The organism is Streptomyces sp. XM83C (assembly GCF_023072675.1).
In the GTDB taxonomy this organism is placed as follows: Bacteria; Actinomycetota; Actinomycetes; order Streptomycetales; family Streptomycetaceae; genus Streptomyces; species Streptomyces thermocoprophilus.
Window position 1 is genome coordinate 1 of record NZ_JALLGL010000268.1, and the last position, 8,680, is coordinate 8,680.

General features: G+C 70.8%; 8 protein-coding genes. 5 read left to right on the top strand and 3 right to left on the bottom strand.

All coding sequences use genetic code 11. The annotated features are described in order from the left end of the window. Positions 1-165: 165 nt before the first annotated feature. Positions 166-1,473, bottom strand: a complete 1,308-nt coding sequence (locus tag MTQ10_RS24030) for a M6 family metalloprotease domain-containing protein (RefSeq protein WP_247472246.1) — start codon at positions 1,471-1,473, stop codon at positions 166-168. A 307-nt stretch (positions 1,474-1,780) separates the two neighbouring features. On the opposite strand from MTQ10_RS24030, the gene MTQ10_RS24035 reads away from it, so the two are divergent. Together MTQ10_RS24035 and MTQ10_RS24040 are read left to right on the top strand one after the other, a co-directional pair. After that, on the top strand, positions 1,781-2,428 hold the full coding sequence (locus tag MTQ10_RS24035) for a TetR/AcrR family transcriptional regulator (protein ID WP_441351005.1): 648 nt from the start codon (positions 1,781-1,783) through the stop codon (positions 2,426-2,428). Between the two features lie 297 nt (positions 2,429-2,725). Next, entirely contained in the window at positions 2,726-4,279 is a 1,554-nt protein-coding gene (locus tag MTQ10_RS24040) for an MFS transporter (protein ID WP_247472248.1), read from the top strand. A gap of 176 nt (positions 4,280-4,455) precedes the next feature. Here MTQ10_RS24040 and MTQ10_RS24045 read toward each other — a convergent pair whose 3' ends face one another. Beyond that, the gene (locus MTQ10_RS24045) at positions 4,456-4,956 is read right to left on the bottom strand and encodes a MarR family winged helix-turn-helix transcriptional regulator (RefSeq protein WP_247472249.1); all 501 of its coding nucleotides are present in this window, start codon (positions 4,954-4,956) and stop codon (positions 4,456-4,458) included. A gap of 152 nt (positions 4,957-5,108) precedes the next feature. Between MTQ10_RS24045 and MTQ10_RS24050 the strand changes: the two genes are divergently transcribed. Further along, positions 5,109-5,873 (top strand): dioxygenase family protein, encoded by a 765-nt coding sequence (locus MTQ10_RS24050; protein WP_247472252.1) that lies wholly within the window; start codon positions 5,109-5,111, stop codon positions 5,871-5,873. 44 nt (positions 5,874-5,917) lie between these two features. Here the strand turns inward: MTQ10_RS24050 and MTQ10_RS24055 are convergent, their stop codons facing one another. After that, complete coding sequence (locus MTQ10_RS24055) at positions 5,918-6,451, bottom strand: GNAT family N-acetyltransferase (RefSeq protein WP_247472250.1); 534 nt, start codon at positions 6,449-6,451, stop codon at positions 5,918-5,920. Between the two features lie 237 nt (positions 6,452-6,688). Here MTQ10_RS24055 and MTQ10_RS24060 point away from each other — a divergent pair, with 237 nt between their 5' ends. Beyond that, positions 6,689-7,687, top strand: coding sequence for a sigma-70 family RNA polymerase sigma factor (locus MTQ10_RS24060; RefSeq protein ID WP_247472251.1), 999 nt, complete (start codon positions 6,689-6,691; stop codon positions 7,685-7,687). 515 nt (positions 7,688-8,202) lie between these two features. Beyond that, positions 8,203-8,680 (top strand): TetR/AcrR family transcriptional regulator (locus MTQ10_RS24065; RefSeq protein ID WP_247472253.1); only part of this gene is annotated, 478 nt, incomplete at its 3' end.

Sequence of the window (8,680 nt, forward strand, 5' to 3'; positions counted from 1 at the left end):
AGCACAGACACCATCACGCACCTCCAGCACGCCACCTCCACGGACGCACCGGACCTACCTCACCCACCCCGAAACTATGCCTGACCAGCACAAACCCAGCCTCACACTCGGTTTCGAGAAGCCCTCTGAGCTGCGACGACGCCTGGGGGTGGGTGGTGTGGGGGGTCAGTCGCGTGTGACCCGGACCCGGTATGTGGCCGATGCGTCGGCCGAGACGATCTCGATGTGGATCTTGCCCGTGGGGTCCTTGAAGGTGTCGCCGGGGGTGTAGGCGGCGTCGGAGAGTTCTGCGTGGACGTTGGGGCTGCGGGTGCAGCCGCCGCTGTCCTCGCGGGCGTCGAAGACGGTGATGGGGCCCATGCCGGTGTCGACGTCGGCGTCGACGCGGTAGATGAGGACGCCGGGGCGGCACACCGCCTCGTCGTTGCCCTCGCGGGTGCGGACCTCCACGGCGTAGCCGGTGCGTGTGTTCAGGGGGATGAAGATCAGTTTGCGGCCGCCGGGGCGGGCGAGGGGGGTGAGGGTGTATTCCGCTGTGCCGGTGCCGGAGGCGCAGCTGACCTGGCCGGTGGTCAGCCAGCCCAGTTTCCATTTGTGCCAGCCGAGCAGGTCGTTGTTGGCGCCCCAGTCCTCGCTCATGATGTCCCAGTGGCCGACGGCGCCGCCGCCTTCCTGGGTGTAGAGGTCGGGCAGGCCGAAGACGTGGCCGTTCTCGTGGGGCAGGACACGGTAGCCGGTGCGGTCGTAGGTGCCGGAGCCGTCGTCCTGGCGGGAGTAGACGAAGGAGGCGTTGGCCACGGGTACGCCGTCGGCGACGGGGGCGTCGGCGTTGCCGGCGAATGTCACCGACAGCACGGTGTCCAGGGCGGAGGGGCCCGCGTTCGGGGTGACCAGGACGTTGAGCAGGTCGTAGTCGCGGAAGTCCACTTTGCCGTCGGCCGCCGCCACGATGTCCTGTACGAGTTCCCGGTAGCCGGGGTCGAAGGGGGCGCCGCGGTCTATGCCGTACGCGAGGAACGGTTTCGGCATGCGCAGCCAGTCCGTGATGGGTGTGGCGGGGCGGTAGTCGAGGCGGCCGTAGGAGCTGGTGCGGAACCAGGTGCGGGTCTGCGGAAAGAACTCGCGGAACCGGTCCAGCGCCTTGCCCTGGCCCGGCGCGTCCGGGAAGTCGATCATCACGGTGAGGGCGTCGACGGTGCCGGTGGCGCGGGCGTAGCCGCCGGGGGTGGGGATGCCCTCGGACATCTGGACCGCGGGGCGGCCGTTGATGAGGCAGGGGCCGAGGGCGGAGGAGTGGTCGAGTGCCGCGACGGGGCCCGCGCCGGTGCTGCTGCCGCCCGGGCCGAGGTGACCGGTTCCCGCGGACGCGCTGACGGCGAGGGTGAGCGCCGAGACGGAGGCGAGGGCTGCCACTCGGCGCGGGCGCAGACGTATCCGACGGCTCGTGCGGGATCGGTCGGGCAGCGGCTGCATGCGGGACCTTTCGCTCCGGGCAGCCCCCGTTTCCCCGGCTGCACCCTTGTGATCACCCTCGTTCGCAGGAGCCGTGAGCGCGCGCTGGCCTGGGCCGATCGAGGGTTTCCGGCGAGTAGCGCCCGGCTGCGGACAGGTGTGTGGCTCAGGTCACAGGAAGAAAGTTCGTGGGGGCGAAATAAGCGGGGAGCCCTTCCCCGTTTAGACCTGTGTCCGCGGAAAACGGGGAGAGCTTCCCCGGATCGTCCGTGAGGCGACAGACAGAGACACCGACATGGACGCAGACAGAGCAATCGAGGAGTACGCCGTGCAGACCGCCCTTCCCGTACAGCGCAAGGCGACCCGGCCCCGCGCCGATGCCCTGCGCAACCGGGAGCGGATCGTCGCCGCCGCCCGCGAGATGTTCGTCGAGCACGGGCCGGACGTGCCGCTCGACGAGATCGCCCGGCGGGCCGGCGTGGGCAACGCCACGGTCTACCGCAACTTCCCCGACCGCGACGCCCTCGCCCGCGAGGTCGTCTGCTCCGTCATGGACCGCACGACCGCCGCGGCCGAGGCCGCGCTCGGGGCCACGGGGGACGCCTTCGAGGCTCTGGAGCGGTTCGTGCACGCCGCCGCCGACGAGCGGATCGGCGCACTGTGCCCGATGGTCCAGAGCACCTTCGACCGGAACCACCCCGACCTGGAGGCGTCCCGCCTGCGGTGCGAGGAGCTGGTCGTACTGCTCATGGACCGCGCCAAGGCGGCCGGACAGCTCCGGCCCGACGTGGGTCTCGGCGACCTGATGGTCGCCATCGCCCAGCTGAGCCGGCCCCCGGCCGGTACGCCGTGCTTCCGCGTCGACGAGTACGTCCACCGCCATCTGCAACTGTTCCTCGACGGGCTGCGGGCGCCCGCCCGCTCCGCCCTGCCGGGGACGGCCCTGACCATGGAGGACCTGCGACGCACGGCCTGAACCATCAGCAGTTCCAGCGACTTCGGCTGGTCCGCTGCGTCTGCTGCGTGCGCTGCGACCGCAGCGTTCGGCAGGCGTCTGAGCCACCGATCAGTCTGAGCCACCGATCAGTCTGAGCAACCGATCAGTTTCCGGGCCCGGCACGGTCCTACTGCCTGTCGCCGATTCCGGTTCCGCCAACAGCCACAGTCCCGATACCGGCCGTCGCTCACGTCGAACGTACGGACGACCGGCCGTCCCTTGAGCACACCCTTTTTCGTCCTTTCACCGTCACGAAGTCCCGAAGTGGGTACCCCCATGTCTCGAACAGCCTCCAAGGCCACCGGCGCACCGGCCGCATCCGGTTCCGGTGACGCCAACCGCTGGAAGGCGCTCGTCTTCATCGCGCTCGCCCAGCTGATGGTCGTGCTCGACGCCACCATCGTGAACATCGCCCTGCCCTCCGCCCAGCAGGACCTCGGCATATCCGACGGCAACCGGCAGTGGGTCGTCACGGCCTACGCCCTCGCCTTCGGCGGACTGCTGCTGTTCGGCGGGCGCATCGCCGACCTGTGGGGCCGCAAGCGGGCCTTCGTCACCGGCCTGGGCGGCTTCGCGTTCGCCTCCGCGCTCGGCGGCGCCGCCACCAACGAGGCGATGATGTTCGGCGCCCGCGCCCTGCAGGGTGCGTTCGGCGCGCTGCTCGCGCCGGCCGCGCTGTCGCTGCTGGCCGTCATGTTCACCGACGCCAAGGAACGCGCCAAGGCGTTCGGCATCTACGGCGCGATCGCCGGTGGCGGCGGTGCCGTCGGCCTGATCCTCGGCGGTTTCCTCACCGAGTACCTGGACTGGCGCTGGACGTTCTTCGTGAACATCCCGTTCGCCGTGGTCGCCGCGCTCGGCGCCTGGTTCGTCATCCGTGAGCCGGAGGGCGGGCGCAACCGCAACCCGCTCGACATCCCCGGCGTCCTGCTGTCGACGCTCGGTCTGGTCGCGCTCGTCTACGGCTTCACCCGCGCCGAGTCCGAGGGCTGGAGCGACTCCCTGACCATCGGCATGTTCGTCGCCTCTGCCGTGCTGCTGATCGCGTTCGTCCTCGTCGAGGCCAAGGTCAAGGCCCCGCTGCTGCCCCTGCGTGTGATCACCGAGCGCAATCGCGGCGGTGTCTACCTCTCCCTCGGCCTCGCGATCATCGCGATGTTCGGCCTGTTCCTCTTCCTCACCTACTACCTCCAGGTCGTCAAGGGCTACTCGCCGGTCAAGACCGGATTCGCCTTCCTGCCGATGATCGCGGGCATGATCACGGGCTCCACCCAGATCGGCACCCGCCTGATGACCCGCGTCCCGCCGCGGCTGCTGATGGGCCCCGGCTTCCTGGTCGCAGCGGCCGGCATGCTGCTGCTGACCCAGCTGGAGATCGGCTCCTCGTACGCAGCCACGCTGTTGCCGGCGATGATCCTGCTCGGCCTCGGCATGGGTACGGCCTTCATGCCGGCGATGTCCCTGGCCACGCTGGGCGTGCAGCCGCGTGACGCCGGTGTCGCCTCCGCGATGGTGAACACCTCGCAGCAGGTCGGCGGCGCCATCGGTACGGCTCTGCTGAACACGATCGCCGCGTCCGCGACGACGTCGTACATCAAGGACCACATCGCCTCCGCCGGCTCCCGGCCGCAGCAGCAGATGGTCCAGCTGGAAGGCATGGTGCACGGCTACACCAGCGCCATCTGGTTCGCCGTGGGCATCCTGGTCGCGGCCGCCGCGATCGCGATGACCTTCATCAACGCAGGCCGCCCGAACATGGGCACCGTCGCCGGCTCCGGCGCCGGTGAGGGCGCCGAGGACGAGGTGCCGGTGCCGGTGGTCGCCCACTGACGACCCGTGCCGGCGGTCGTCCGGTGACGGCCGGCGGCCGGTTCCGGTGGCCGCCGTGCACCGGTGGCCGTCGGTCACCGGCGGTCGTCGTACCCCTTCGGATCCTCCGTGCGTACGGGGAGGGGACGCCCCGTACGCACGGTCCCGGACCTGCCCGGCTGCGCCGAGTGAGCGGCTCAGCGCAGCCAGGGCAGGTCCGCTCCCGCTTCGTCGGGCTCCAGGCCCTCGGCGATGATCTGCATGATCTCGCCGAGGGTCTTCTGCTGTTCCGGGCTGAGCCGGTCGAACATCGCCTGCCGTACGGCCTCCACATGGCCCGGCGCGATACGCCGCAGCACCTCCTGGCCCTCCTCGGTGAGGACGGCGAACTGGCCCCGCTTGTCGGAGGGGCAGTCCTCGCGGCGTACCCAGCCGTTCTTCTCCAGGCGTGCGACGGCGTGGGAGAGGCGGGACCGGGTGATCTTGGCTTTCCGGGCCAGCTCGGTCATCCGCAGCCGGCGGCGCGGTGCCTCGGCGAGGCCGACGAGCAGGCCGTAGTAGACGTGGGGCATGCCGGCGTCCCGCTGGAGCTGGCGATCGAGGTGGTCCTCGAGGAGGGTGGTGGCGTGCAGGTAGGCGCGCCAGACGCGCTGCTCCTCGTCGGTCAGCCAGCGCGGTACGTGGGGTGCCGTGTTCATGTGTCCCACTCTACGAGAAGCTTTCTTGAACTTTAAACAATCCGGACGTAGGGTGAGTCGCGTAATTGTTTTAGAGTTCAAGTAGTGCCGCCTTGCGGGAGGGAGCCGCAGTCATGACCGTCACCGAGGAATCCCGAACGGTGCCGGAGCGCATGCCCGCGCTCTACCTCAGCCATGGCGCGCCGCCCCTCGCCGACGACCCCGTCTGGCCCGGCCAGCTCGCCGCCTGGGCCGCACGGCTGCCCCGCCCCAGGGCGGTCCTCATCGTCTCCGCCCACTGGGAGGAGGCCCCGCTCGCCCTCGGCGCCGTGGAGACCGTGCCGCTCGTCCACGACTTCTGGGGCTTCCCCGAGCACTACTACCGCGTCCGGTACGACGCCCCCGGCGCGCCCGCGCTCGCCGAATCCGTCCGCAAGCTGCTGCGCGCCCCCGGCATCCCCGTGCAGGACATCCCGGACCGCGGGCTCGACCACGGTGCCTATGTGCCGCTCGTCGAGATGTTCCCCGACGCCGACATCCCCGTCCTGCAGATCTCCATGCCCACCCTCGACCCCGTGCGGCTCATGGAGATCGGCCGGCGTCTCGCACCCCTGCGCGACGAGGGCGTCCTCATCGTCGGCTCCGGCTTCTTCACCCACAACCTCGCCGCGCTGCGGCACAGCGGCGGAGTGCCGGGCTGGTCCGCCGAGTTCGACGACTGGGGGCGGCGCGCCCTGGACGAGGGGGACGTCGACGCGCTGCTCGACTTCACCCGCAAGTCGCCGGCCGGGCGGCTCGCCCACCCCCGTACCGAGCACTTCGCGCCCCTCTTCGTGGCCATGGGCGCCGCCGACGCCGCCGGGCAGCTGGGGGAACAGCGGTCCGTGATCGACGGGTTCTGGATGGGGCTGGCCAAGCGGTCGGTGCAGTTCGGCTGAGGGGGTCCGGGGGTCTCCCGGGCGGGGAGCCCCGGAGCAGCGGGCTACAGCTCCTTCTCGTACCAGGACACGTCCCAGTAGCGGCCGAACTTGCGGCCCACCTCGCGGTACGTGCCCACGTACCGGAAGCCGAAGCGTTCGTGCAGGCGCACCGAGGCCTCGTTGGGCTGCGCGATGCCCGCGTAGGCGCGGTGCAGGTCCTCCCCGGCCAGGGCCTCGAACAGCGCCTTGTACAGCAGGGTGCCCACGCCGCGGCGGCCGGCGTCCGGGCGCAGATAGACGGAGACCTCCACCGACGTCCCGTACGCGGGCTTGGCGCGGAACGGGCTCGACGTGGCGTACCCGAGGACGCGCTCGCCGTCCCGCCCGGACAGGTCCGTCTCCGTGGCAACCATCAGGCGGTGAGGGCCGTCTTCCGGGTGGGAGAGCAGCCAAGGGCGGCGCTCTTCCGGAGTGAAGACGGAGGTGTCGAATGTGACGGCCGTCTCACGTACGTAGTGGTTGTAGATCTCCGTGAGGGAGTCCAGGTCACTCTCGACCCCCGGCCTGACCTGCGCCTCTGTGGAGCTCGCCGGCATCCCGCCTCCTCGTGTGGCGGCACAGGGTACTGCATGATCAGAAAAATAGGGGGGCGGGTTGGGAATTCTGTCCGGATTCCAGTCGTTGTTTCCATCGGATGCAGGGCACCCGAGGAGAGTCCTGACGGGGCTGAGGAGAGTCCCGGCGGGGTTCGAGGCCGCGTTCGAGGGAGAGCGCGGGACAGTGCGCGGCGTCCGAAGGACCACCCGCTGACCCACCATCGCAAAGGAGCACGCATGGCCACCCGTGCCGTCGCCCGTCGTCAGTCCGCCACCGGCGAGACGGCCGACGCGGCAAGCAGTGTGCGCGCCCACGGCGGCGACATCGCCGACCGTGATCTGGTCGGCATGTACCTCGACGAGATCGCGCGGACACCGCTGCTCGACGCCGCCAAGGAGGTCGAGCTGTCTCAGAAGATCGAGGCGGGTGTGTTCGCGCGGCAGGTCCTCGACGGCTACGAGGAGTCCAAGGCGGACGCCACCCGTGAGGAGCTGGAGGCCCTGGTCGCCGACGGCGAGCGCGCCAAGGACATCTTCATCCGCTCCAACCTCCGTCTTGTCGTCGCGGTGGCCCGGCGCTACCCGCGCAGCGGCCTGCCGCTGCTCGACCTGATCCAGGAGGGCAACGCCGGTCTCGTCCGCGCGGTCGAGAAGTTCGACTACCGCAAGGGCTTCAAGTTCTCCACGTACGCCACGTGGTGGATCCGCCAGGCCATCACCCGGTCCATAGCCGACCAGTCGCGCACGATCCGGCTGCCCGTCCACCTCGTGGAGGAGCTGGGCCGCATCCGCCGCGTCCAGCGCGAGTTCAACCGGGAGAACGGCCGCGACCCGGAGCCCGCCGAGATCGCCGCGGAGCTGGGCTCCACGCCGGAGCGCGTCACCGACGTGCTCGACTGGGCGCGCGACCCGGTCTCGCTGAACATGTCCGTCGACGACGAGGGCGAGACCCAGTTCGGCGACCTGCTGGAGGACACCTCGGCGGTCAGTCCCGAGCAGTCCGTGCTGACGCTGCTGCGCAGCGAGGAGCTCGACGACCTCATCGGCCGGCTCGACCAGCGCACGGCCTCCATCATCAAGATGCGGTACGGCATCGAGGACGGCCGTGAGCGGACGCTGACCGAGGTCGGCAAGGAGCACGGGCTCACCCGTGAGCGGATCCGGCAGATCGAGAAGCACGCGCTGCTGGAGCTGAAGAAGCTCGCCCGGGACACCGGGTTCGACGCGGCAGCGTGACGCGCTCGCCGCGCACCCCGGCCTGAGGGGATGTCAGTCGGTGCCGGTCGTGGTGACTGCGGGCGCCTCGGCCGCGGTGCCGGCGGGCGGGACGGTCGCAGTGCCGGTGGGCGGCTCGGTCGCAGTGCCGGCGGGCGTGGTCGGTGCGCCCGGCGTGCGCTGGGAGCCGGAGGCCGCGCAAAGTGGCGTCGCGGCGCCGCATTGGAAAGTCGCGGCGCGGGAACAAGACTTCTGGGAACGGGAGTTCGGTCGTAGAGTCTGACCGATCGTCCGATCTCCCTCCCGGACCTGAGCCAAGTCCCGAAGCACTCCCCCCGGTGCCGGGACTTTCCCAGAGCCGGGCTTCGGCGCCTCCCCCCGGTGCCGGAGCCCGGCTCCTTCTGTGCCGGGGGTGCGGGGCGTGGGCCACCCCGTACCTGAACCACGGGGTGACCCACGGATGGCAGATTGTGCCACACCGGCATAACCTGCCGGGCGTGAGCACCACCCCCACCCCAGAACCGGACACCCCGGCCATCGGCGCATCGGCGCCTTTTCCCTCTCCCCACTCCGGCACGCTGACCGAGCGGCGGCGGGAAGCCACCCGCATGGAGATCGCCCGCGCCGCGGCCCGGCTGTTCGTCACGCACGGGCTGCGGGCCACCCGGGCCGAGGACATCGCCCGCGCGGCGGGCGTCGCGCCCCGCACCTTCTACCGCTACTTCGCCGCCAAAGAAGAGGCCGTGGCCCCGCTGTACGCCCTCGGCGCCCGGCGGTGGACCGACGCGGTGCGGTCGGCACCCGCCGAGCTGGGGCTGCCGGAGGCGCTCGAACACGCCCTACGGCACACGCTCACGCCGGGGCTCGGGGTGTCCACCGGGTCGTGGGCGTGGATGCGGACGCTGGTGCGGCTGGCCGACGACAGTCCTGCGCTGCATCGGGTGTGGGCCGATGTGTGTCACGCGGCGGAGGGGGAGCTGGCGGAGGTGTTGGCTGCGCGGCTCGTTCTGGGGG

Coding starts and splice junctions, on each gene's coding strand:
- MTQ10_RS24045 (WP_247472249.1), bottom strand. CDS start 4,956: ATGAACACGGCACCCCACGTACCGCGCTGGCTGACCGACGAGGAGCAG.
- MTQ10_RS24040 (WP_247472248.1), top strand. CDS start 2,726: ATGTCTCGAACAGCCTCCAAGGCCACCGGCGCACCGGCCGCATCCGGT.
- MTQ10_RS24055 (WP_247472250.1), bottom strand. CDS start 6,451: ATGCCGGCGAGCTCCACAGAGGCGCAGGTCAGGCCGGGGGTCGAGAGT.
- MTQ10_RS24030 (WP_247472246.1), bottom strand. CDS start 1,473: ATGCAGCCGCTGCCCGACCGATCCCGCACGAGCCGTCGGATACGTCTG.
- MTQ10_RS24060 (WP_247472251.1), top strand. CDS start 6,689: ATGGCCACCCGTGCCGTCGCCCGTCGTCAGTCCGCCACCGGCGAGACG.
- MTQ10_RS24050 (WP_247472252.1), top strand. CDS start 5,109: ATGCCCGCGCTCTACCTCAGCCATGGCGCGCCGCCCCTCGCCGACGAC.